The following is a 23,014-nucleotide window of genomic DNA, read 5'->3' on the forward strand; positions in this document are numbered from 1 at the left end:
TTTCGCGGTATCACGCCTCGGATTGAAAATTTGCGCGAAGACGCGCCGATATCAAGGAAATCAGATGAAAAATCTCCAGGTCCTTTTGATAGTCCTTTGCAGCCTGACTCTGAGCTCGGTAGCCAGTGCTCAGGACCCGTTTTCGTTGTCGATGGGTGTGGGATTGAAGGGTGGCATCAACGGTAACGGCTACACCGGTGTGGCTGAAGGTGATTCGCTGCCCCTAAACAACCAACAAGTCACGGGCGATCCTGAGATCTATCCCGCTGGTGGAGTCGGTGGTGCTATCGGCCTGCACTTGGATGTGCGAGCTTTTGACCTTGTGGGGCTTGAGACCGGGCTTCATCTCTCTTACGACAATGCCGATGGCTATGAGGACAAGAACGTCAACGGTGTAGCCGCGGGAAGGGATAATCAGACCCAGCGGACCACCGCTTTGCACGTACCTTTGCTGCTCAAGTTTTGGGTACCTGGCTTGATGGTGCGACCGGTGTTCGGATTGGGCGCTCAGTTTGTGTTTCAGCAGGATTCCACCCTTGAGCATGACAATGCGGGTGGGCGCTTCATCACGAATCCTCGGACCATTGAGACCAGCAACTACGTGCTCGGCATGTTGACGGCGGGCCTTGAGATTAACGTGCTTTACGTGCGCATCCCCATTGAACTTCGCCTCGGCTACAACCTTGGCTTTGGCAGCGCGGCATCAGACCGTGTGCGCCTTGAAGGCAACAACCCTGGCACAGCTACGGTGGTGTACGACGGCGCCTACCAATTCCACGCCGCCCTCTTCACTGGCATCATCTACGAATACGACTTTTTGTTTTAGTGTCCCTACCCGTCCGTCTAGCGACGGAGCCCGCGTTGACAAAATATGGCCTACAAAAGACTCACGACCCCCGAAATCATGGCGGCTGTCGACTTAGGTTCGAATAGCTTTCACATGGTGATTGCCCGGTTCACGAACGGCGAACTGGTCGTGGTGGATAGAATTAAGGAGATGGTTCGGCTCGCGGAGGGGCTTGGGCCCGACAACGTCCTTACCCTCGACTCACAAGAGCGCGCGCTCGAGACGCTCGCCCGCTTTGGCGATCGCGTCAAAGGCATGCCCAAAGGCAGTGTGCTCGCCGTAGGCACCAACACGCTACGCAAGGCCGCCAACACCCGTGGGTTTCTAAGAAAGGCCGAAGAGGCACTCGGCCACGACATCTCGGTGGTCTCCGGTGCTGAAGAAGCCCGTCTTATTTACCTCGGAGTGGCCCAAACCATCGGGGCGAGCGAGCAGCCTCGCCTGGTCATGGACATTGGGGGCGGTAGCACCGAGTTCATCATCGGCCGCTCCTACGAACCCGTGATCCGCGAAAGCAAGTACATGGGATGTGTGTCGTTCTCCAAGAAGTACTTCCCTGACGGAGCCCTAACAAAGCGCGCATTCGACCGCGCAGTCATCGCCGCACAACAAGAGATTCGGGGCACGGATTCGAGGTTTAAGAAGGTTGGCTGGGAACAAGCTGTAGGCTCGTCCGGTACGATTCGTGCCGTGTACGATATCCTCGTAGCTAACGGTACGGAGCGTGCCATCACCTACCGCGGACTCAAGGCGCTGCGCACCCTGATGATTGAAGCGGGACGCGTTGAAAAGCTGGATTCCATCAAGGGTCTTCCGGTAGGCCGAGCCCCAGTATTGGCCGGAGGTGTGGCTATATTGTTGGCGGCTTTCAAGTCGCTCGGCATCGAGTCCATGTCGGTCTCAGACGGCGCCCTTCGTGAAGGTCTACTTTATGACCTCCTTGGCCGATACAGTGACGCTGATATCCGCGACGAGACCATCGAAATCTTGGCTACAAAAAATCAGGTGGATACGGACCACGCGAACCGCGTTGCGCAAGTCGCCATGCAGCTCTACGAAGCCGTTGCTGACACCTGGGAGCTCAGAAATAACGAGTGCGATCGGTTCCTCGCCTGGGCTGCTGAGATTCACGAAATTGGAATGTCCATTTCCTACAGCCGTTATCACAAGCACGGCTCGTATCTGGTGCAAAACTCGGAATTGCCAGGCTTCTCGCGTGAAGACCAAAAGCTCCTTTGGGCCATCATTCGAAGCCACCGGCGCTCGTTTAAGGCACACCGTTTTGTGGACCTTCACCTGCCCTTTGACCGGCTCGGGCCGCGGCTCACGGTGCTTTTGAGGCTCGCTGTGGTACTTGCACGCTCGCGCACAGACGACCTTCCGCTCCCCAAAATCAAGATTAAGGAGCCACATCAGGTGCGCCTCAAATTTGAGGATGACCTCTTGGACTCTTCCCCACTCTTGCTCGCTGATCTAAATGAAGAGGCGAGTTTCCTTGCACCGGCGTTCGAACTCAAGTTCAAATGAGGCACCATGAGATTGACCATCACCCCGCATATTCAGCGCCTGATCGACCTCGCCCTAGACGAGGATGATATCGCCTTTGACGTGACCTCCAACATCTTCTTTGAATCCGACACCCACGCACGACTTGTGGCCAAGGAAGACCTCGTGCTCGCGGGGCAAGACGTGTTCAAAGAAGTTTTCAGGCGCGTGGACCCCAAGATCCAGTGGGAGTTTTTGGACACCGATGGTGCTCGTATTACTCGCGGCACCGTCTTCGCCAATGGACACGGTGATGCCGGCAACCTGCTTCGCGCAGAGCGAACCGCGCTGAACTTCCTACAGAGAATGTGCGGCGTAGCCACGTTGACTCGCCAGTTTGTGGACGCCCTCGGTCCCGGCGAGACGCGCATTTGCGACACACGAAAGACCATGCCGGGTTGGCGGGTGCTCGATAAGTACTCGGTGAGCCGCGGAGGTGGCGCCACGCATCGCCTGACGCTCTCTGGCGGCGTGATGCTCAAGGACAACCACCTTGCGGCCGCAGGGGGCGTTGAGCGCGCCATGGAGCTCGTTCGAGACCACGCGCCGCACACGCTGCGCGTAGAAGTTGAGGTTGAGAGCCGCGAGCAGACTCAGGCGGCCCTGGACGCGGGGGCTGAGATCATCATGTTGGATAATATGAGCCAGGATGCCATGCGTGAGGCCGTCGCCCTTATCCGCGCACAGTCGGACACGGTGCTCATTGAGGCCAGCGGCAACATGACGCTTGAGCGCCTCGGCGGCCTCCAGGGACTTGGGCTGGACTTCATCTCGGTGGGCGCACTCACCCACTCGGTCAAGGCCGCCGATATATCAATGAAGCTCGCTACCTAGACTGGCTCAACCGAGCTGTACTTCGCCACAAAAGCGTCAGTTACCGACCAGAGCAAAAATACGTGGAGTCGTTCGCAAAAATCGCGCACCTCATCCACCACACTCTCTACGTCCAGTGCGCGTGATTCCAACGCGTACCCGTCTAAGTCCAGGAGCCAGGTGGGGGCACCAATCGGTGGAATGGCGGCAGGATCTAGGGTTCCTCCGGGAGGGATCACGCCCCAGCGCGCGCGAAGCCGGCCGTGTTGGTCGGGCAGCTCAAACTCGTGCTCTGACATCGAAAGGCGAATCTGTTCCGAGAAGTTGGTCAAGTAGATGGGCGTCAGGTCCGGGCGAACAAGGGTGGTGAGTTCTTCTAAATCCTCGGCACCTAGCCGCCAGACGTATCGCACGCCGATTCGGTCTACACTCGACGCGCCGATATGCCGCTGAAACATCCCGAGGAGCGATTCGAGACGTTCTAAAAAGTCCTCTTGGCCCTCATAGGCTTGTGTCTCAAGAGCGATGAACTCGCGCGCGAGCGTGACCGTCCACGAATCGTCCGGCGTCATGAAGCGCCACGACGTGTCCACGCGAGTCTCAATAGGCCCCTGAGGCCCAATCACCACGCCCTTATTCTGCACGGGCTTGACCACGGGATAGGTGGCCTGAAGGAGTTCTCCAAACGGCCGCACGAAATCCTGATCGCTAATGGAATCCTGTGCCGGAAACCGAATCTGAGCGATGACGCGGGAGAGTGGCCCCTTTTGGAAAACGAGCTCTTCGCTGGCCGGATGTGTGAGGGGATCTTTGATAAAATCCATCGTTGAACCTCCTTTCTTTCCTGCTACAAGAGGAGGCTTGTAAAGAGAAGGAGAAAGAGTGAACGCGCACATACTTTATGAAAATCCAGATTGGTTGCCGCCCCTGGTGGCAGGGCTCGAAGCCGAGGGCTTTAACGTGGTGCTTCACGAGGTCTGGCAGGGCGCCATTCGCCTGGACGAGCCGCCCCCCGAAGGCGTCTGGATCAACCGCATGAGTCCGTCGTCGCACACGCGCGGCCATACGCAGAGCGTGGCGCTGATGCGCGAGATTTTGGCGTGGCTCGAAGGGTGGGGCGCCACCGTCATCAACGGCAGTGCGGCGTTCCGGCTCGAGGTCAGCAAGCTTCAGCAAGACCTGGTGCTCAGAAAGCACGGCATCCGAACACCACGCACCGTAGGCGGCGTTGGCAAAGAAGCCCTGCTCGAGCTCGCCAAGACCTTTGAGGGACCCTTCATCACCAAGCATAATCAGGGTGGGAAGGGGCTCGGTATCGAACTCTTTGACCAGATGGACGCGTTTGTAGCCCATCTTGAAAGCCCAGAATTTGACCCCGGGCCCGACCACGTCACGGTGCTCCAGGAGTATATTCGGCCAGCCGAAGGCTTCATCACGCGCGTCGAAATCGTAGCCGGCAAGTTCCTCTACGCCATGCGCAGCCAGACCGACGAAGGCTTCGAACTCTGCCCTTCAGATGCTTGCCAGATTCCGAAGCTCACCGAGTCTTGCCCGGTAGACGGCAGCTCCAAATTCAGCCTTTCGCCGCTGGTCGCAGAAGATGAACTCGTCCAAAAGTACATCGCTCTTTGTGAGGACATGGGCCTAACCTTGGCAGGAATCGAGTTCGTGGAAAATGAGGCGGGCGAGCGATATACCTACGATATCAACGGCACCACGAACTATAATTCTGCGGTCGCCCGTGAGGCCGGCAAAGACGGTATGCGCGAGCTCGCTAGGTTTTTGAAGGCTAGTCTGCGCTAGTGATCAAGACGTCGGCCACATCTTCCCAGAGCCACTGGAAGTCATCGCGGTCAAACTTGGCACCGGAGCCGAACCAGTCAGCCCCGTTTTCCTCATCAAATGGACCGCGCAGATAGTGGCCAATCACGTCCAAGTGGTCCGCGCGGACCACGCCCCTGAACTCACCCCAGATTTGAGAGAGCGTAGGCACCACGCCGTCCGACGTGGTGTCCGTGATGGTGAAAGGCAAGGGGCGTCTTGTGATGAGCTCGTCGGAACGAATGGCCGGATGGTAGGGATAGCCCGCGTGTGGCCGCGCTGTCAGGGTCCAGAGCAGTCCGTAGAGCACCTTGTTTAGAGGCGTCAGCAGATGCTTGATTCGAATGCGTTTGATGACTTCGACCGGCGGAGGCGCCGCCGTTGCGTAAGAAACGTAGCGCACGTTTGGGTTGTCGGGGGTGGTGGCATTAAAGATGTCCATGCCTTCCGGAGTGGCCTGAATGATGGCGCCCTGGTCCTCCAAAATCGACCTTAAGAACTGCCGTACCTCGGCCTGTGCTGCGGGGTTAAAGTCTCTGAGGAGTTCGTTCGTAATCTGGCGTACCAGGGTTTCGTCCAAGCCCAGCAGGTCGTTGACTTTCCCAACCACGCTCATGAACCCGCCGAGGAGCGTAATAGGGCGCCGCCAGAGCCCCACGATGATCAGCAGCGTGACCACGTAGAGTAGATTTTTGCCGTACATGGTGGTGAAGAAGTTTGCGAGCGGCGTGCCGTAATGCGGGCCTGAGACACTGACCACCGTCTTCAAATTGGCGCTCAACTTCTCCCGGATATCTTCCATGTCCAGAAGGGAGTTCGGGCAAGCTACGAGCCGCGCATCCAGTGCGCCGAGCGAATGCGCCACTAGGTGCACGTGAACGCCTTCATCAAGGCCGCCGGTCTCAGCAATCGTTCGCAACACGCGGCGCGCGCGGTGGCGCACTGAGGCCGTAGGAAGCGCCTTGACGTCGATGATCTCAACCTCGTGGCCGCGCCTGGCAAAGACGTCGGCCAACGACTCACGCACGCGGCGGAAATAGCCGATGCCCCCGAGTGAGGCGAACCCGAAAATCCCAGGGATTAAGTAGATTTTGTGTTGGGTCACGGACTTCCTTTCCTCAGCACGCGAATATCTTCGGCCATCATTCTGAGGAGGTTCCAGAGGAGTTTGTTGCCGACCACGGAGTCGTCTTCCACGATCTCCTTGAACTTCGCGCCAGGCACCACTAGCACCATCGCCTGCCCTTTGGCTATCGCGCTCGACTCGCGAATCTCTTCGGATACCAGAGCCAACGCTCCGAAGTGCTGGCCCTCTTTGAGGGTTCGAGGAGTTTGACCCGGACTCGTCAACTCCACGCGCCCACCGGCTACCACGTACATACAATCGGCCGGCTCGCCGGGCGTCATAATCATCTGGCCGTCCGTGTAGTTTCGCTCATAAACGATGCGCAAAACCTTGATGAGGTCGCGCAGGCCGAGCCCCTCGAAGAGCTCGATCTTGCCCAGGATATCGGCCTGCCTCAGCGTGTCGAAGCTCTGGTCTCGGATGGTGTTCTCTTGCCTCGAGTCTACGATCTCGACCAAAAGCGCCGTGATATTATCCGCACCGCCCCTATCCTTGGCCTCGCGAATCAGGAATTTCAAGAGCTCTTCGCCGTCCTTTTGGTTCGAAAACTCAAGGAGGTCCGAGCCCGAGAGATAGTCCGTAACGCCGTCCGAGCACATGAGAACGCGGTCGCCGGGCTGCAAGTCGATGAAGAGCGCGTCGATCTCAACCTGTGGCTTGCCACCGATGCTTCGGGTCAACACGTTTCGGAACCGCTCCAGAATCCGCTCGTCAGCAACAGCTTCACGCTTGAGCTGTTCTGCAAAGGTATGGTCCTCGGTGATCCGGAAAATCTGGCCGGCTCTAAAGAGGTAGACGCGGCTATCCCCAACGTGCGCGATGAACGCGCAGTTGTTGGACATGACCATGGCGTCACACGTGGTGGCGGACGGCAATGTGGGGTTGATTTCCTTGCCTATGCCATAGACTTCCGAGTTGATCTCGTGGATATGGTCGAGCAAAACCTGAAAGACTTTTTCGCGCGCCTCTCGGTCCAAAGCCGGGTCCTTAGCGCGCGCAAGTTCGCCGACTTCCTCAGCGATATCGCCAATGCGTTTGCAGAGGTGTTCGCTCGCGACTTCGCCGGCCTGGCTTCCGCCCACGCCGTCAGCCACTACGAACACGCCGTTTACGAGGTCCAAGAGATGGCTGTCCTCGTTGTTCTCGCGTACATTTCCAACGTCGGTTAGCGCCCAGGCTTTGTATTCCATCGTCCTACCCTAAGATGGCTTCGATTTGCGCGATGAGCGCATGCGTCTTTGGATCTTCTGCCGCGAGACTCAAGGTGGTCAATCTGTTTTTGAGCGGCGCAGGCTTTTTCCACGCCTTTCGTTCCAGAATCGGTACGATATGCTCCAGAGTCTTGATGGTGATGGACTCCGATGGGTGGTCCAAAAACCGCACCAGGAGTTCTTCATCGTTCGGAAGCTTCTTACCCGCGCGCACAAACGCGGTGGCGTCTTTGACGAACCCTCGAAAATCAGCCTTGCGAAGGCCTTCTAGCTCGGCGAGCCACTCGGCTTCGGCCGACCCTTCCTCGGGCTTTAGCTCGTCTTTGAGGTTTGCCAGCCGTCCCGACACTTCCTGGCCACTAAAGAACTTTTCTAGCTCTTTTTTGTAGGCAGCACTGGCGGATGCTTGGTTCTGAGCGCGTCTTTCACTCGCGCTCTTCTTTCTCTCGGTCATCGGCTTCTCCTCTCCACCAATCCGGGACGTCAGGTATCCTCGCGACCGGTGTCTCAGGCATTAAGATACCCTCAATTTCCATGCGTTCAAAGACGCGATTCTGCAATCTGCCTCTTAGAGCGGGGCTCAAGACCAGATCGTTGAGGGTCATTTGTAGACGCCATTGTTTTTGGGAGTCTCGAGTTAGCACGATTTTGGCTTTGCCTTCCAGGATGCTCGATTCCTTGAGCAGGCCGAGATTCTTAGTCCGGGCTTCGTCCTCGGGTGCCACTGGCAAGACCTGCAGCGCCTTGGCGATGAAACCGGCGGGGCGATGACCACGGCGATGAGCTTCAGATAAGTCCAGCTCGATGGCTTCCTTGAATTCTATATTGTCTTCTGGAGGAATAATCAGGAATTGCAGGGTCTCGTAAGGCGATAGAACCACGGACACAAACGGGGCGCCGGATTCCTTGACGTCTATGATATTGACGTAGCCTTGAACGTCTTCGTCGCCGGACCACGCCCGGAAGTGTCCGGAAGGGGTACACCGAGGATAAAACGGCAGGTCCTTTTTACCCCGCATCTTAGGCGGAATCTGCGCCAAAAACGGCTTCGTATCCACACTCAGTCGAAGGTACGTGCCCTGGCGCTGGCCGAGGTCGTACGCCACTTCGAGAGTGCCCTTGAGCCTCTCCGGCGAGTCTTCTTCGAAGTTGGCTGTGATTCGGAATGGGCCGTCTGCGTACTCGATGCCTGGCGTCCTGAGATGGCCGACCTCGAGCCGCGTCGGAATGCCCACTTGGAGTTGGCCGGCTTCGCGATAGATCGGCTGGATCATCACGCCTTCGCCACAGCTCACACGAGCCACGCCCACAAGGGTTGCGTCTTTGAACGATTCACCTTCGAGCTCACCAACGGGTGTTTTGAGTGCTTCGAGTTCACTCAGAGTCGGAGGAGCTTGAACGAGCTGGGGTTGGAGGGGGGCGAGTGGTTCTGGCTCAGGTTCGGGCTCCAATTCTGGTTCTGGTTCTGGCTCGGGCTCTGGCGTTTGCTCGGCAAGAGCTGCATCGGGCGTTGTGGTTTCCGAGGTTTCCACAGGTTCTTTCGAGGTGTCGCATGACACGAGCGTCAGAAGTCCGAATGCGCATAACTTATAGAGAAATGAATTCATCCTAAAAGCTCATCGCGCACCCGCGCCCCGCCTTTAATCACATTGTCTCGAAGCGCAAGATCCAAGTCTAGCCACGCCTTTCGGACATGTGCGGGGACTGCATATTCTTCCAGAACATCCTTCAAAATTTGATGCCGGCGGTCAAAATGGCCGGGGAGAATCGGCATGGTCTGGTGAATCTTTCGTATGGATGAGCCGCGATATTTCTGCTCGGAACGCCCGATATGGGTATCCATATAGTGAATCAAATTGACGACCTGCTCAGGGATATTTGAGTCATCAAAAAAGAAACCGATCATCATGTCTTGAGACGCACGCGTATAAAACGCCGTCACCAACTCAATCAGTCTCTCCTCGCCCACTTCTTCTATTAAATTCCACACGATTTGGGGTCCTTATTTGGTCTGCGGCTTGAGGAAGGCTTTGCCGTCTTTGACCACCACCTTAAAGTCCACGTCCTTTGCGCCGCGCGACTCTTTGAGCTGCTGCGTCTGCGCATCGATCGACTTCTTCACCGTCTCGTACGAGAGCCCAGCCGTGGATTCATTGAGCTTCTTCTTGGTCTCGATGAGCTCGTTGTAGACGCGCTTTGCCTTATCCTCTGACGGATCCGTGCTTGGGCGCTCTATTACTCGCTGAGTGGGGCGTTCAATCACACGATGCGGGCCAGATGGCGGTGTGCTTTGCGGCACGGGCTGTGCCCGGTTTTGCGTGCCGAGTCGCGACTTAAGACGTGCCAATTTAGCGGCACGTTCGTCCATCTCTTCGGCGGGTTCCGCCTGAGGCTGCGCGCGTTGAGGAGCAGGCGTGGGAGCCGGTGCAGGTGCATCGCCATCACCGCCCATCAATTGCGCCCGAAGCTCGGCGAGCTTTCGGCGTTTGATCGCTTCCTTCTCTTCGTCACTCATTTCGGCCGGCTTCGGCATCTGCGGCTCGCGCGGGCTGCGCTTGACGTGCGAGTCAAAGGCGCCAGCAGCATCGAGCTCGTCCATTTCCGCCTGAATCTCTTCGAGGTCCACGTCCATCTCGAGATCGAGCTCAAGCACAGGCAGACCGTTCTCCTCCGCCTGAGGGCGTTGGCGCATCTGCCGGCGGTTTGCGCGGTTGATATCGCGCTGGTAGGTGCCTTCCTCGATCTGGCGCTCCACGCGCCCCCAGTATGATTTGTACGAGTTGAAGCGCTGAACCAAAGAGCGCAGGCGAAATTTCTGGGCGGTGTTGCGGATGTACACGTTTTCCATACGCTGCACGATCCGGAAAACCTCTTTCCTGAGCGTTGTTGGCGGCGTGCGTTCAATGCCCATAAAGTATTGCTCGTACACGGTCCGAAGCCTATTCATCTTGGTTTCGAGCTCGTTGAGGAGCGTTTCGATTTCCCCTTGATTTAGCGCTTCTTTTGCCATCGACCACCTGACCGTCAATTGCGAGGCACGCCCAGAGCGTGCTAGTTCACCACGCGACCCGTTATTGAGTTGACCCAGTGTATCAGTCAAACGCCAGATTCACAATTTGCATACAGATGGCAATTCTTGCGCTCTTCTGCCTCCTTTCAGGGTGTGAATCAAAGACCAAAACCGCGCCCGAGCCCGGAATCATTGCGGCGAGCGCTGAACTTCCTGACAAGCCGCTGAGGATCGTCTCGCTCGCCCCCAATATCACTGAGATTCTCTTTGCACTTGGGGCCGGAGAGCGTGTGGTTGCGGTGACCCGTTTTTGCGACTTTCCCACAGAGGTCAAGGAGCTCCCGAAAATTGGAGGCGTGGTGGACCCTGACGTCGAGAATATCGCCGCCCAGCGCCCCGACCTCGTGATTGGCGTGACTTCAGGCGGGGATCCGGGCGTGACCCGCGCCTTGGATACTCTTGAGATTCCCTATGCGTTCCTCAAGATGGAGACGCTCGAGGAGACCTTTCAAGGCATTCTGACGATCTCAAAACTGGTTGGCGCCGAGGCCAGCGGCAAGAGCCTCCACGACGATATGCGCGCGCGGATCGAAAAGATCACCGCGCGAAAAAGCCCGCATCAACACAAGACCCTGGTTGTGTTTGGGCACAAACCCATCGTCGGAGCTGGGCCCGGCACCTTTGCCCACGATTTGATCGAGCTCGCGGGCGGCCAAAATGTGCTCGCGGATTATCCGCAGGCGTATCCCACGCTCGACATCGAAACCGTCATCAAGCTCAATCCCGACAGAATCTTGGATATCACCATGCAAGAGGAGGGGAGCGCCGACTTTTGGGCGCCCTTTGAAAAAATTGAAGCGGTGCATTCGGGAAATGTTTACAGGTCTGCTGACCCAGCGCTCATGCGCCCGGGCCCGCGGCTTGTGGAAAGTTTGCAGATTTTCGGCATGGCGATTCACGGAAAACACACCGCACACTAGGACGTCTAGATGGCCGAGCATCTCACAGCCTCGCGTCTGACCAAGGCGCTCCTGATCGGCACCGGCCTCCTCGTGATTTCCGCATGGGCAGGGCTTAGCTTGGGGTCTACGCGCCTGAGCTTCGCCGAGCTGATCGAGATGGATATCCTGCTTCTGGCGCGGCTTCCGCGCGTGGTCTTCGCGGGTATCGTCGGGGCTGCTTTGGCCTGTGCGGGTGCGGTGTTTCAGGCTGTCTTAAGAAACCCGTTGGCCGACCCCTATATCCTCGGGATTTCTGGTGGGGCCGCCCTCGGCGGGTCCTTGATGGTGGCGCTCGGGATCATGTCCGCACTTGGCACTCCGGCTGCGGCATTTGCGGGAGGTTTGGGTGCCCTGGCGGTGATCCTTCTCGCGGCACGCATCATGCCAAACTCAAGCACCCTTTCGACCTATGTTCTTCTACTGACAGGCGTGATCTTCAATGCATTTGCGTCTGCGGTCATCATGTTCCTCAAAAGTGTGTTGAGCGCTCAAAAAGCGCAGGAACTGCTCTTCTACTTGATGGGCAGTCTTTCTGTGGAAGGCATCGGGTTGACCCATACCTTAGGCGTCGTGCTTGTCGTTGGCCTGCTCTTGGGTGGGCAATTGGCCTACGCGCGCTCGCTCAACGCCCTGACTCTCGGTGATGAGAGTGCCCAGGCGCTGGGGGTAGACGCGCGCCGAACGCGAATGGTGACGGTGGTCTTGGCGAGCCTGGCGGTGGCTGTGGCGGTAGCGTACACAGGGTTGATTGGTTTCGTTGGACTTGTGGTGCCACACGCGATGCGCCTCGCCTTTGGCTCGGATCACCGCGTGCTCCTCCCCATGTGTATCCTCGGCGGCGCAAGCTTCTTAATACTCGCCGATACCATTGCGCGGGTGAGCTTTATGGCCATCAGCACCACTCTTCCTGTAGGCGTGATTACGGCTTTCCTTGGGGCTCCGATCTTCTTCTACTTCCTGCGTCGAAATCTTCTGAAGACCCGAATCATCTGAGGCTCCTTATGATTTCACTCCAAGAGGTTTCGGTGAGTTTTGGCCAGAAACCCTGCATTCAAGGCGTTTCTCTGGAGCTTGAGGAGACTGGGGCGATTGCGCTCATCGGTCCGAACGGCGCGGGAAAGACCACCTTGTTGCGCGCCATTGCCGGACTTCAAGAGGCTGAGGGGCGAGTCGTCTTAGACGGGGCAGCCGTGTCCGGATTGAGCGTGAAAGAACGCGCTCAAAAGCTCACGTATCTTGGAAACTCTGAAGAAGTCGTCTTCGATTTTTCCGCCCTTGAATGCGTCTTGATGGCCGTTGCGGCCGGGCGTGGATTTTTTGAACTCGAATCCGAGGCAGACGTAGCAAAAGCGCGGCAGGCTCTGGAGGTCCTCGGAGTGGCCCACGTGGCCGATCAAGCCCTCAATACCTTGAGCAGCGGGGAGCGACAACGCGTTTGGATTGCCCGGACGTTGCTCAAGAATGCGCCGGTTTGGCTGCTCGACGAGCCTACCTCGAACCTGGATATTAAGTACCAGCGGCGAGTCCTTGAGTTCTTTAAGGAAGAGTCAAAGGAGAGGTTGGTGGTAGCCGTGATGCACGACCTAAACGCCTTGGACGGCTTTTTTGAACGCGTCGTGTTGATGCACGAGGGCCGCATTGTGGCTGATGGTCCGCCCTCAGATGTGTTGGAGCCGGCCATTTTGGAGCCGGTCTATGGAACGCGGATTCAGCGGTTGCAAGCCGACGGAAGACTTGCCATCTTGTGGTAGGGTCCGCTTTAACAAATCTGTATGCAAAGTAGAGCAAGTCATGCCCATCTACATCTACGAAGTCCAAGACGAGAACGGCGAAGGCGAGGTCTTTGAGGTGCTTCAGCGCATGGGCGAGCCCGCCTTGACGCACCACCCCGAGACCGGCGCCCCTGTGCGCCAAATCATCACGGCACCAAACCTCGTGCTGCGCCACAGCAGTCGTGCCGACGCTCAGATCATGAGTGACGCAAACCTAAAACGCACTGGCTTTACCAGATATGAAAAGTCCGGCGACGGCTCCACCTACGTGCGAACCGGTGGCGACAAGGGACCGGAAACATTTAAGAAGCCCACGTGAAAGTATCCGAAGGCTTCTTCACAAAGCTCGCTATCGCTATCCGAGCCGTGATCCTCGGCGTCGCGCTACTCGGCATCGAGTCCGTCTGGTTTCAGTCAGGATTCTGGCGAGATATGTTTGTTCAAGGGGATTACTGGCAGGTCTTCAACCCCATTCTTGTGGCGACCATAGTCCTCGGGGCAATGTTTCGCCACCGATTCTCGCCCTGGTTTTTGCTAGGGCTCGGAGTGCTCGCTTTCGTCCTCAATCCAGGGGTCGATGCCGGAATCATCACATTCTGCGCGGGTGTCCTCGTGTTGCCAAAACTCCGAGGGCATTTCTCGGGCCCCGAATCGCTTACCGAACGGGTCTTGGTGACAGGCAAGTTTCTCTTTCTGGCGCTCTTTGGCGTCAGCCTTCTAACCTATCTCTTCTACGAACTTCCGGCGCTCAGGGATTCGCTCAAGGACACGCGACACGAGCGCCGATGCAAGGAGACCAAAGAGGCCGAGCCCTGTGGTCAACATGCCCTCTATTTGCTCCGGTCTTCGCGCAACAAGAAGGAATACGATCAGGGGATCAAACTCCTGGACGCTGTGTGCAAACGCGGCAACAAGTCGGCGTGTCGTCACGCGGCGGAGTGGGGAGCCCCGTGGTATCCGAACACCCCGACGTGGGACGATATGTACCGGCGGGTCACGGCGATGTGTGACGAAGGCAATGTTGAGGCGTGTTGGGTGGTGGCGGACTTTGCCGAAGGCTTCCCGCGCATCGGTTTTCATCGTGTCATCGAGGTCACCAAAGGGGCTTGCGAAGACGGCAACAAGGTCGCTTGTCTGGCGCGTTTCAGGGCCGAGCGGCAGCTCGGCATTCAGGGCGTGCCGCCGGCTCCCACGGGGCTCTGCAAAAAGGACGGTCGGGAGTGTTGTGAGCTTGCGGTTTCGGCCCGGGAGCCCGGCAGTCCTGGGTGTTGGCGAGCGGGTGACGACAAGGTCGCGGAATACCTGAGCAAGAAAGTCTATCTTGGGATCATGTCGGCCAGTCGCCCCTCCGAGGCGGAAAGAGTTGATCGGAACCGTGAACAATTCGAAGGCCCGTGCGAAGACGGCGACCCACTTGCCTGTGTGGCGCTTTTGACCTCTCAGGAGGCCGTGCAAAAGATAGATGAGCCCTACAATATTCCGGCGGATTTGGAAGAGAAGCTGCTCAAACATTGTGACGAGGGCCGGCACATAACGTGCCTCGCGCTCGCCTTGCGATACCTCGACAAGCCCATCGATGAAGAGCCCGACCCGAGGGCTGAGGAGCTCGTGAACAAGGCTTGTGACGGCGGCAGCGCCGAGGCTTGTTGGTGGAACGAGGTGTTTTTTGAAACCTCGCCAAGACTCTATGAACTCGCCCTTGAACGCTGCATTCAAAGCTCTCAGAGCGATTCGTTCCCCTGTTGGACCGCACAATCACTCGTCTTGGAGAGGCTTGGCCTCGCCTATTGGAGGGCGGGGCTCGCCGAGCAAATTCGCACGCGAGAAGCTCAATGTCAGGCGGGCGACCAAGTCTCGTGTGATAACTTTGCCAGAGTCTTCGACGTCAAAGGGCGAAATCGCCCGCCATTGCTCCGGCGTTCCTATTCTGCCGCCGACAAAGGGTGCAAAATGAAGCGTCGACGCGCTTGCAACACCGTCAAAGAGCTCAAAGGGTACAAACCATGAAACGAACCAAGGTAGACATCGAACATTCGCCCAGAAAGTCTCATTTCGAGTTCTTTTCGGGGTTCGGTTGGCCCTTCTTAGATGTGTGTGCGCGTGTGGATGTCACCGCGGCCCTAAAGAATAGGCCACCATCGGTAGGTGTGTTTGCGATCTGCCTTCATCGTATCATGGCAGCCGTGCACCAGGTTCCCGAGCTCATGCAGCGCATCGAGCCAGACGGGGTCTGGCAATACGACTCGGTCACGCCCTCGTTTACGGTGATGGGGGAGAACGGGGTCTTTAACTACGCGGTGGCAGAATGGGACGCTGAGCTTGAGTCGTTTTCCGCGCGTGTGAAGGCGGCGGCCGAGTACTCCAACACCAAGGATGAACTTAACCTCGAAGACGATCACCGGGCAGACCTCGTGTTCGTGACGTGTTTGCCGTGGTTGGATTTCACGTCCATCGCGCATCCGAGGCCCATGGGACCTGCCCCCAGCCCGGCTGATGCCTCGGTGCCGAGGATTGCCTGGGGCAAGATCACTGAGCACGAGTCCCGCAAGTCTATGTCTGTGGCCTTGTCTGCCCATCATGGTTTGGTTGACGGCGCGCATCTCGCGCGATTTTACGAAGCCCTCGCCGATGAGTTCGCGTAGACGTGCGCCGCTTCTCTGGGTAGTCTTCCGGGAGTTTTTACGCCGAGAGATTAAATGTCTGCAGTCGAATCTATTGTTGCTCTGGTCAAGGCTGACCCCATCGATATCAACGCGCTCGCCGAGGCGCTCAATGCCGCGTCACATCAGGAGCGGGTGGACGCTTCGAGGCATTTTACGCCGGCTATCCAACGCCGACTCTACGATGCCGCTGAGGGCCGCCCTGTGACCTTGGAAGACATGGTTCCTACGAAAGAGGGGCTCAAAGAGGTGATTCACTGGGGCACGAACACGCTGCCGGCATTCAGACAGTTTCAAAAGCGGTTCTGCCGTCCATCGGAAGCCCACGCCCGCGAGGGTCACGCATGGGGCTACAATCATAACTGGTACTGGTGGGCCACGGCGCCCGGCTATTACGTCTCGCATCAAGATCCTGAGTCCGGCCAGTTCATTGTGTCGTACTTGGAGCTGCCGCCAGAAAAGGTAGAGAGCTGGCCTCCAATCTGGAGCAATAACGCGGGGCTCGGCTTCTTGGTCTGGCGCGGCATGGTGGACAAACTCTGGAAGGTCTCAGACCACGTGACTATTGGTCGTGCTTACAAAGGAAAGCCCATGCCCGCTTGGTTTACGCTAGTCCGCGAAGACTGATTCTCGCCGAGTTTCGTCTCGATTTGTAAATCTTCCCCAAAACATGTAAGCACACTCCCTACAAGGACCTACATGTGCGGACCGAACCCGCGCGACCTTGAGGGAGACGACGATGAACTGGTTAATCTTGGCAATAGGCGCGGCGCTCTTGGCCAGTGGCTGTGCGGACGAAACGGTAGTTGAACCGGAGTCTGACACGCTCATCATCGGTGACTCTCCAGCAGACTCTCTCGAGCAAATCAGGGTACGTGCAGACGGTATGACGGTGTGGGCGAGCCCTCGTGTGCTCAGCGCCAACGACTGGCTTTTTGAGGCCCGCGTCAGCCACTCCCTTTCCAAGATTTCGGCCAGTATCGCGGGCCAAGCTGTAGATGTGTCTTTGGTCAGCGCCCGAAAGTTTGAAGTTTCGGTTCCTGCCCAACTTATGGAGCAGAACCTCGCTGAGGAACCGCTCCTAGTGGCCATGGAGACCACCACAGGACGCGAGTTTACGGCCATGTTTGTTGCGCGTGCTCGATTTGTAGAGACCACCGGGTCTTCTAAGATCTACCCGTGGCGAAACATCGAGCCGATTGTAGTTGAGCGAAAGCGCGTGTTCCGGGCGAGGATGACCGCGCCTGAGAATTTTGTGGACCTGGTTGGCTCCAACGATGACGACTCGGAGCCGGTTGTGACTCGCGAATCCGAGAAATACTGGCTCTTTGACTGGTACCCAGGTGCGCTCGTTTGGGCGGCCCATCCGACCGAAGACGCGCTCATGATTCGCGGCGAAGACGCGGATGGAAACGTCTATACGCGGCGCGCACCCATCCACATGGAGCTGATGAAAATCGGCGTGACGAACTCGGACCCTGCGGCCGCCTGGCCTGCTCCTGAGTGCGCTGCTGAGGTTGCGGCGTGTGTGGCTCAGACCGATGCACAAACCGCGGACCTTGAGCATTGTGGGACCTATCGCGAGGTGTGGCCTTGCGTTGTGGACCTTCCGGTGAACGATACACCAGAATGGGTCAAGCGTTACGCGGACGACCTTCGGCGCGCCATCATCAACCACTACACCGTTCATGGCGAAGATATCGTGAACTCGGGCGGAAACACGCGCCCACAAGCTCTACTTTCTGTGGACACCCGCAAAATCGAAGAAGTCTCGGATCCCGAGTACGTGCCTTCAGGCCACGACCTTGAGACACACCGCGTGTTTACCCATCCCGACGTGATGTTCCCGGGCTCGGACATCGTGTGGTTTGGCGTCTATGAACGAGCGTCTGGGAGTTTGGTGGAAGTCTACGAGTTTAATTAGTCTACGGGTCACAGTCGATAGACCGCGTAAGTCTCAACGGCAGATGTGGGAAGCCGAGTAGCCCAGACATCTTCCGAAACGCATTGGGTGTACTGATTCTCAGGGCTCTGGACGATGACGTCCACAATCTCATGAATCGTCGTGTGGACCTCGATCTTGCCGTTCTCGCCAGGAAATGCCGCCGCACAGCTGCCTACAATTTTGCTGAAAAAGTCCGGCCGTTCGTGTGTGGAACTCCGGCCAATCGCTAAACCACTGCTCCCATAACCCACGCCAGACGCACCAAAACCACCCATTCCCATGCCACGGTCAATGCCTTGCTTTGACGGGCGAACTCCAGGCTCGATGGCCAGATAGGACGTATGCGGCGAAACCACGCCAGCCGCGAACGCGAGCCTAATCTGCTCCTTTTCGCTCAGGTGATGATACTCGTCGTGAGAGAACATCCATCCGGCCGTGGCGCGGTCCAAGTCCACATGACGGCGCGGGCTGAGCTTGACCTCATCGTGCCATAACTTTGCACTCAGAATACCCGTCACGGGCGTGTCGAGCCGCCCAAAGAACCTGTGTGACTCGCCCTCCATCAGAATGTTCGTCTCCATCGGGATGTCCTCGATATTCACATCTTCAAGCATAATCGGGCGAACCAAATGCTCGGCATAGGTCTCAGCATCGGCCACACTTCCCATCCCAACCAGAATGCCTCCAGTTGCCTTGGAAACTTGGGCGAGTCGATGCTCGTCCTGCCTTCCCCACGACTCGCCGATGAGCAGAATCTGTGTGGTGATCTCGGACTTCACCGGAAGCTTCTCGGTGTTGATCGCGCGCTTGAGGTAGTCGTCGGTGAACGCAAAAATATAGGCCGGCGATTCGTCCTTGAGCGCAAAACGCGCGTACTCGAGCCCGAGGTCGAGGTTCGACCCGTTCGTCAGATCTGCGGTCCACGTGGCCAAGAGTTCCTGCAGCTCTGGAAGCGAGTAGTAGGTCTGAGTCACGTCGTAAATCTCGCGACCCACCTCGACGAGCTTAAAGAGGCCATCAGGCATGTGCGACGCGATACTGAGAATCCACTCAATTTGCGTTTGGATCCCGCGCGCACCCACCGAATAAGAAGCGTCCACCAAAAAGACGACCTTCGGCGCCACCGGCGAGTCCGAGAGCCGTTTCGGAACAGCTACCTGGTGGTAGGCATGTGTCGCACTTAGTGCCGCAAATCGTGTGGTTCCGAAGTACATGGCGAGTTCGTTCGGCGGCGTTATCCTGATCTGGCGTTCAGCCTCTGGGCCGTGGCCTAACGCGGTTGGACCAAAGGCTCCAACCAAACGTCCTTCCACCTCAACACTGCATTTCTCACACTCCACACTCAGAGTAATGGGTGCCAGATTTTCGGCGTCGTCAGATGGTGCATAGTCGATCAACCACTCCCCATCATCCCATTTCGCCGGCGCAACAAGTGTGTACTCCAAGGTCGCTGTACCCATTGCGGGTACCGGAAAAACATGAAGTTCCAACGTGTCCGTGGAGCTCCAGGCCAGTAGGGCCGGGTCCCTCAGGTCCGCCACACCCATTCCCGTAAGCTCCTCATAGCGTCGTGCGGCTACATCGCGTTTGAGCAACTCACCTTCGTACCAAACCTTGCCAGCCCGGATACGAAGACCGCTCGCCGCTGCCCCCTCCGGGAGATTCACAAGCATTACTGCCTCATCGGGAATCTCACCCGTATTCGCGAAAGTCCGCTGAACTTTGTAGGTTGCGATGCCCTCATTAAGGCTCAGCGTAACGTGGTGAGAGGCCTCATGTACCGGTTGACCCAGCGTCGAATCGAGCCAATCGGCCTGAGCGAAAGGTGGATACAAGAGAGCGGCGAATAGGACGATAAAAGTGATCGGATGCATATCTGGATCGACAACCCGTCCGGTCTGAAGTTCCAGAAAAAATGCGCTCTGAACACCTTTCGAAAAAATTCCGCAACACCTCGGACCTTTTTGAGCGGACTTCGACGCTTGGAATCTACAGGAGTGGATCACTGGAGTTTGCCCCCATTTTGCTCATTGTCACCACCGAATTGCCAAGAGTTCCGCGGTACGAGTGGCTGCGCCGATCTGCGCGCATCCCAAGTAGCGGCGAGGATTTTATTGATTCGTTGGAGTTGCTATTAGAGACCAAAAACCTTAAAGTTGAAGCCAAGAAGCGGCTAATGGAGGATATGATGAAAATCGGAGAAAATGACACGAGCGTGGACAAAATGCGCGCCTTCAGCCTCGTTCAGGCGATGCGTGAAGAGTTCGCCGATATTGACGCCGAACGTGAGGCTCACCGGCGCACCAAGGCTGAGTTGGCGGCGACCAAGGCAGAGTTGGCGGCGACCAAGGCAGAGTTGGCGGCGACCAAGGCAGAGTTGGCGGCGACCAAACAGAAGTTGGCTGCAACAGAACGAGAGCTTGCCGCAACAAAGGCAGATCTCGCCAAACTGTGGGAAGAGTTTCGTCGGTTCAAGAATGAATCGTAGAAATGGTTGAACTACTTCCTGACGCCTTCAAGCCAGAGTTCGCATAGCTCGTCGGTGAGACGATGTCTCAACGAAAATGTGACATTCATCGGCGCGTTACCTTCTACCGATTCAACATCTACTTTACCCAGATAATGTGGAGAGGAGTGGGACTTTGTTTGCACAAATAGGTGCAAACTTGCGCCATCTTCCTTGTGGTCCAGAATGGCTCGTCCTGACCGATTTTCCTGAGTCTGTCGGTTCTGACTTTGCCACAAGAAACGCTGCGGGCCGTCGAATTGATTGACGTAATGAAACTCAGACTTCGCACCGCTGGTGTCCAATTTGGTGATCATCACGATGTGTGACTCCGCGCCGACCTCAAAGGTGATGACGCCAGCATTGTGCAAGGCTGGGTCGTATTGCTGCCGGAAATGATTCACGATCTCCTGTCGCGTATACGCTCGATGGACAACAAGCTCCGCCGGTGTGCGAAGCACTCCACCGTGGCGAAGTCTGAAATCCGCTTCAAGGGTGTACTGTAGTCTCAATTCCACGTGCTCTAAGAGTGCGGAGCTCGGAATCTGATCAAAAACCTCGGCATTGAGCGCCTTTCCATCCAGAAGTCTACCAAGCTTCTTCTCCAAAGTTTGCCAGGCGTTCGTAGACTCAGCTGGCGCATACTCAGCCCTCCACCGTGGGTACCTTTCAAAAAACTCCTCATAGCCTTCCTTCGGTGTTCTGGGCGCTGCGCAAAGCCCCCAGAGCAGCGCGTATGCGTATACCCTCGGCTGCTGCCAATTCTTCTCGCACTGTGCCAAGAGCTCCCAGCCCAGATGGTCCTTCTCCAGCGCCATTTCCCACGGGTCCGCATCGTAAAAGGTCTTTCGGCAATCAAGCCATGAACCGTAAACAGCCCTAAAGTCGCCGAGGCTTGGGGCATCGGCACGACCAATCAGGTCCACAGGGAACGGAGGCTTCCCCTTTTCGTCGCGCAGGCTTCGATACGTCTCCTCGCACCAATCGCTCTTTCGGCGCGTGAACCGGCGGACCTTGAGCAAGATCTCGCGCGTCACGTCATCGAGCAAGATTTCGCATTGCTTCGGCGGAGTGAGATCGAACTCGGGCAGGGTCGAGGCATTCGGCGCCGCCGCAGCGTCCCTCAAAACCTCCATATTCAGCCACGCGTTACGATGATGCCCCACAAAGTCCAATACCGTCAAAACCTCACAATCCGGACTCAATCTCAATCCGCGACCAAGTTGTTGAATGAAGATCGTGGCCGAGTCCGTGGGCCGAAGGAAAAGCAAGGAGTTGATGCCCGGAATATCCACTCCCTCATTCAAGAGGTCAGCCACAAAAAGCCACTCGAGCGCATGCTCGGGGTTCTCCAGATTTGCGTACGTTTCCTCGCGTTCTTCCAGCGAGTTTTCTCCCGTCAGATAGGTCGCGCAAAGCCCTCGTTCATTGAGCTTCTCACTCATGAATTTGGCATGTCGTCTCCCAGCACAAAAGCCCACACACGCGCGCCGCGCCCCGTCAAAACCCTTTTCCAGCGCGTGCTCCAAGATATGAGCGACCCTGGTCTCGAGCATCAGAGCGGTCTCAACTTGCTCGAGATTGAGTCGGGCACTGCGCCAAATCGACTCCGAGTAATCCACCGTCTCGTCTGCAATCCCAAAATAGTGAAAAGGGACCAGCCAAGAGCGATTGATGGCCTCGATCAATCGAGCCTCGTAAGCGATGTTGAAGTCGCATAGGGACAGAACATCATGGCCATCTTGCCGCTCTGGTGTCGCAGTAAGACCCAGCAAAAATTGTGGTTTAATCTTGGAAAGAAGCGCCCGGTATGTGGGAGCAGCGGCGTGATGAAACTCGTCCACAACCACGTAATCGAACGCGGTGCTCTCAAGCGCATTCGCCGATTGTACTGTGCTGAACACAAACTCCGCCTGTGTTTGTTTGAGTTCCCCGTAGACAAGTCCCGTGGTACGCCGCGTGCCAAACACCTGCTCGAACGTCTTCTTTGCCTGCGTCAAATGCTCGAGGCGATGCGAGAGAAACAAAACCCGTTCGGCACCAGCGGCCTCGGCATCAAAGGCCGCAAGGAATGTTTTTCCAACACCGGGCGCTGCGATAACAACTGCCCGGGTTTCCCCAAGTTCACGAAGCCGCGCCAGATTCACCAGAGCCTCGGCCTGTGCACTATTCGGCTGGACCCGGACTCTCGGCTCCGGCACCAGGACTTGCGATACGGCCATCCGCTGCGTCGCGGATTGAAGCAGCGCCAGCGCATATTGGTCCGTCAATTCATCCGAAAGTCGCCAAACATCCGGGTGCTCCCAAATCATCTCAAAGGCCGAGAGCGCCTCTTCGAGGGCCTGTTCCGAATCGTGTCTCAGGTTCGCTTCAACGTTTGAGGTTAGGCCTCCCTTCGAGATATTCGAGGAGCCTACCCAACACTCCGTCTGAGCGCCCTGAAACACAAAAAACTTGGGATGAAAGCCCTGAAGTGGATTCTTGGCCAGGTGAACACGAACCTCAGCACCTTTGATGGTGGCCAGCACTCGCAAGGCCTCGGGTTGAGTGATGCCGAGATAGGTGGAGGTCAAGAGCCGCACTCGCCCACCACGCGCCGTGAATCGCTTCAGGTCGTCAACCAAGAGTTGCAGTCCACTAAAGCGCAGAAAAGACACCGAAATCGCCACATCATCAGCGCTCTTGAGCGCACGGCGAATCACGTCGAGCATCCGGAGTTGCCCGGGTAAATTGGTTGCGAGGAGTTCCATGGCCGCC

The 23,014-nt window shown here is 57.1% G+C and carries 22 protein-coding genes; 13 read left to right on the forward strand and 9 right to left on the reverse strand.

The window, feature by feature from the left end; translation table 11 throughout:
• Window positions 1–64 precede the first annotated feature (64 nt).
• The 3 genes from FRD01_RS14130 to nadC are packed head-to-tail and all read left to right on the forward strand — an operon-like array spanning window position 65 to window position 3,226.
• Entirely contained in the window at window positions 65–826 is a 762-nt protein-coding gene (locus FRD01_RS14130) for a hypothetical protein (protein WP_146960695.1), read from the forward strand.
• 45 nt (window positions 827–871) lie between these two features.
• Window positions 872–2,374, forward strand: a complete 1,503-nt coding sequence (locus FRD01_RS14135; protein ID WP_249755628.1) for a Ppx/GppA phosphatase family protein — start codon at window positions 872–874, stop codon at window positions 2,372–2,374.
• 6 nt (window positions 2,375–2,380) lie between these two features.
• Window positions 2,381–3,226 carry a carboxylating nicotinate-nucleotide diphosphorylase gene (gene nadC / locus FRD01_RS14140; RefSeq protein WP_146960697.1) on the forward strand — a complete coding sequence of 282 codons (846 nt, stop codon included), beginning with the start codon at window positions 2,381–2,383 and terminating at the stop codon, window positions 3,224–3,226.
• Here nadC and FRD01_RS14145 read toward each other — a convergent pair.
• Window positions 3,223–4,029 (reverse strand): TIGR04255 family protein, encoded by an 807-nt coding sequence (locus FRD01_RS14145; protein WP_249755629.1) that lies wholly within the window; start codon window positions 4,027–4,029, stop codon window positions 3,223–3,225. The two genes, nadC and FRD01_RS14145, sit on opposite strands and share 4 nt — an antisense overlap.
• A 58-nt stretch (window positions 4,030–4,087) precedes the next feature.
• Here FRD01_RS14145 and FRD01_RS14150 point away from each other — a divergent pair, with 58 nt between their 5' ends.
• Complete coding sequence (locus FRD01_RS14150; protein WP_146960700.1) at window positions 4,088–5,008, forward strand: ATP-grasp domain-containing protein; 921 nt, start codon at window positions 4,088–4,090, stop codon at window positions 5,006–5,008.
• On the opposite strand, the gene FRD01_RS14155 is transcribed toward FRD01_RS14150, so the two are convergent.
• The 6 genes from FRD01_RS14155 to FRD01_RS14180 are packed head-to-tail and all read right to left on the reverse strand — an operon-like array spanning window position 4,995 to window position 10,373.
• Window positions 4,995–6,131 carry an esterase/lipase family protein gene (locus FRD01_RS14155; RefSeq protein ID WP_146960702.1) on the reverse strand — a complete coding sequence of 379 codons (1,137 nt, stop codon included), beginning with the start codon at window positions 6,129–6,131 and terminating at the stop codon, window positions 4,995–4,997. The genes FRD01_RS14150 and FRD01_RS14155 overlap by 14 nt on opposite strands.
• The gene (locus FRD01_RS14160) at window positions 6,128–7,342 is read right to left on the reverse strand and encodes a cyclic nucleotide-binding domain-containing protein (protein ID WP_146960704.1); all 1,215 of its coding nucleotides are present in this window, start codon (window positions 7,340–7,342) and stop codon (window positions 6,128–6,130) included. Before FRD01_RS14160 ends, FRD01_RS14155 begins: the two co-directional genes overlap by 4 nt.
• A gap of 4 nt (window positions 7,343–7,346) precedes the next feature.
• Window positions 7,347–7,817 (reverse strand): hypothetical protein, encoded by a 471-nt coding sequence (locus tag FRD01_RS14165; RefSeq protein WP_146960706.1) that lies wholly within the window; start codon window positions 7,815–7,817, stop codon window positions 7,347–7,349.
• On the reverse strand, window positions 7,789–8,970 hold the full coding sequence (locus FRD01_RS14170; protein WP_146960707.1) for a hypothetical protein: 1,182 nt from the start codon (window positions 8,968–8,970) through the stop codon (window positions 7,789–7,791). Before FRD01_RS14170 ends, FRD01_RS14165 begins: the two co-directional genes overlap by 29 nt.
• A complete protein-coding gene (locus FRD01_RS14175) occupies window positions 8,967–9,353 on the reverse strand; it encodes a globin domain-containing protein (RefSeq protein WP_249755630.1) in 387 nt (128 codons plus the stop codon). The genes FRD01_RS14170 and FRD01_RS14175 overlap by 4 nt, the downstream gene beginning before the upstream one ends.
• 12 nt (window positions 9,354–9,365) lie before the next feature.
• The gene (locus FRD01_RS14180) at window positions 9,366–10,373 is read right to left on the reverse strand and encodes an MXAN_5187 C-terminal domain-containing protein (RefSeq protein ID WP_146960711.1); all 1,008 of its coding nucleotides are present in this window, start codon (window positions 10,371–10,373) and stop codon (window positions 9,366–9,368) included.
• Between the two features lie 116 nt (window positions 10,374–10,489).
• On the opposite strand from FRD01_RS14180, the gene FRD01_RS14185 reads away from it, so the two are divergent.
• From FRD01_RS14185 to FRD01_RS14220, 8 genes are all read left to right on the forward strand, one after another.
• Complete coding sequence (locus FRD01_RS14185) at window positions 10,490–11,353, forward strand: ABC transporter substrate-binding protein (protein WP_146960713.1); 864 nt, start codon at window positions 10,490–10,492, stop codon at window positions 11,351–11,353.
• A 9-nt stretch (window positions 11,354–11,362) separates the two neighbouring features.
• Entirely contained in the window at window positions 11,363–12,367 is a 1,005-nt protein-coding gene (locus tag FRD01_RS14190) for a FecCD family ABC transporter permease (RefSeq protein ID WP_146960715.1), read from the forward strand.
• Window positions 12,368–12,375: 8 nt separating this feature from the next.
• Window positions 12,376–13,125 (forward strand): ABC transporter ATP-binding protein, encoded by a 750-nt coding sequence (locus tag FRD01_RS14195; protein ID WP_146960717.1) that lies wholly within the window; start codon window positions 12,376–12,378, stop codon window positions 13,123–13,125.
• A gap of 40 nt (window positions 13,126–13,165) precedes the next feature.
• On the forward strand, window positions 13,166–13,465 hold the full coding sequence (locus tag FRD01_RS14200) for an FmdB family zinc ribbon protein (RefSeq protein WP_146960718.1): 300 nt from the start codon (window positions 13,166–13,168) through the stop codon (window positions 13,463–13,465).
• Complete coding sequence (locus tag FRD01_RS14205) at window positions 13,462–15,153, forward strand: hypothetical protein (protein WP_146960720.1); 1,692 nt, start codon at window positions 13,462–13,464, stop codon at window positions 15,151–15,153. The genes FRD01_RS14200 and FRD01_RS14205 overlap by 4 nt, the downstream gene beginning before the upstream one ends.
• Window positions 15,150–15,788 (forward strand): CatA-like O-acetyltransferase, encoded by a 639-nt coding sequence (locus FRD01_RS14210; protein ID WP_146960722.1) that lies wholly within the window; start codon window positions 15,150–15,152, stop codon window positions 15,786–15,788. Before FRD01_RS14205 ends, FRD01_RS14210 begins: the two co-directional genes overlap by 4 nt.
• Before the next feature lie 54 nt (window positions 15,789–15,842).
• Window positions 15,843–16,433 carry a hypothetical protein gene (locus tag FRD01_RS14215; protein ID WP_146960724.1) on the forward strand — a complete coding sequence of 197 codons (591 nt, stop codon included), beginning with the start codon at window positions 15,843–15,845 and terminating at the stop codon, window positions 16,431–16,433.
• Between the two features lie 112 nt (window positions 16,434–16,545).
• On the forward strand, window positions 16,546–17,730 hold the full coding sequence (locus FRD01_RS14220; RefSeq protein ID WP_146960726.1) for a hypothetical protein: 1,185 nt from the start codon (window positions 16,546–16,548) through the stop codon (window positions 17,728–17,730).
• Between the two features lie 8 nt (window positions 17,731–17,738).
• Here the strand turns inward: FRD01_RS14220 and FRD01_RS14225 are convergent, their stop codons facing one another.
• Window positions 17,739–19,625, reverse strand: a complete 1,887-nt coding sequence (locus tag FRD01_RS14225; RefSeq protein WP_146960728.1) for a VIT domain-containing protein — start codon at window positions 19,623–19,625, stop codon at window positions 17,739–17,741.
• Between the two features lie 314 nt (window positions 19,626–19,939).
• Here FRD01_RS14225 and FRD01_RS14230 point away from each other — a divergent pair, with 314 nt between their 5' ends.
• Window positions 19,940–20,239, forward strand: coding sequence for a ValS family protein (locus FRD01_RS14230; protein ID WP_146960730.1), 300 nt, complete (start codon window positions 19,940–19,942; stop codon window positions 20,237–20,239).
• An 11-nt stretch (window positions 20,240–20,250) separates the two neighbouring features.
• Here FRD01_RS14230 and FRD01_RS14235 read toward each other — a convergent pair whose 3' ends face one another.
• Entirely contained in the window at window positions 20,251–23,007 is a 2,757-nt protein-coding gene (locus FRD01_RS14235) for a DUF3427 domain-containing protein (RefSeq protein ID WP_146960731.1), read from the reverse strand.
• Window positions 23,008–23,014 lie beyond the last annotated feature (7 nt).

This window comes from Microvenator marinus (genome assembly GCF_007993755.1).
Taxonomy (GTDB): Bacteria; Myxococcota_A; Bradymonadia; order Bradymonadales; family Bradymonadaceae; genus Allomicrovenator; species Allomicrovenator marinus.